Annotated in this window: 1 protein-coding gene; it reads right to left on the bottom strand. The window is 51.3% G+C overall.

The annotated features are described in order from the left end of the window. A partial coding sequence (locus IEY34_RS36380) for a transposase (RefSeq protein ID WP_505817155.1) occupies positions 1-675 on the bottom strand: 675 nt, incomplete at both ends.

The following is a 675-nucleotide window of genomic DNA, read 5'->3' as shown; positions in this document are numbered from 1 at the left end:
TTGTCACCTGTAAAAGGTTGCTTGGACGACTTATAGCCATGGCGCAAATCAGGGAAGTGTGGATTGACGATCCGGTCCGTCGCTCTTTGCTTCTTTGGAATCTTCTCGTACTTCTTTTCGGGGGACATACCGTCCGGTGTGGGGCGTGTGTTTTGCTGAAGGATGAGGCACAGCAGCGCCTGCAACTCTAGCGCGCAAAGCTGCTGCTTCTTATCTTCCCATTGCCAAAATACCTGGTGGGCGTGGCCATGCTCGAACCAGGACAAAAGCGAATAGGCCCGGGAGATGAGCAAGCTAAAAGCCGCTGTTTGTTCCTCCGGTGAAGCTTCGTAGGGTAGCCGTTCAAACCATTTTGTGCAATCCAGCTCATTCATCGCGTGGTTAAACAACGAAGGATGGGTACGTTTAAGGTGCTGGAGAATATTCAAGATGCCATGCTTCACCAAACGCAAACTCCCCATGCGGGAAGCACGAGCTACGGTATGAAACGAATCAACCAACCAATTATCCGTCGTCTTTCCCCAGAGCCCGTAAGCCTTGGCTTGAGCGAGAATATAGTGAAAGCAAGCGTGGAAGAGCTCGTCACCCATGCGATCACGGTTAAGACCAAGCGTGCTATGGTCGAAACCTGTAAATGACATCGGCACACCCACGAATCGCTTGATGGCCATATCA

The organism is Paenibacillus marchantiophytorum (genome assembly GCF_014640555.1).
GTDB lineage: Bacteria > Bacillota > Bacilli > Paenibacillales > NBRC-103111 > Paenibacillus_E > Paenibacillus_E marchantiophytorum.
Note: the sequence above shows the minus strand (reverse complement) of the source record. Positions and strands in the feature narration are given on the sequence as shown.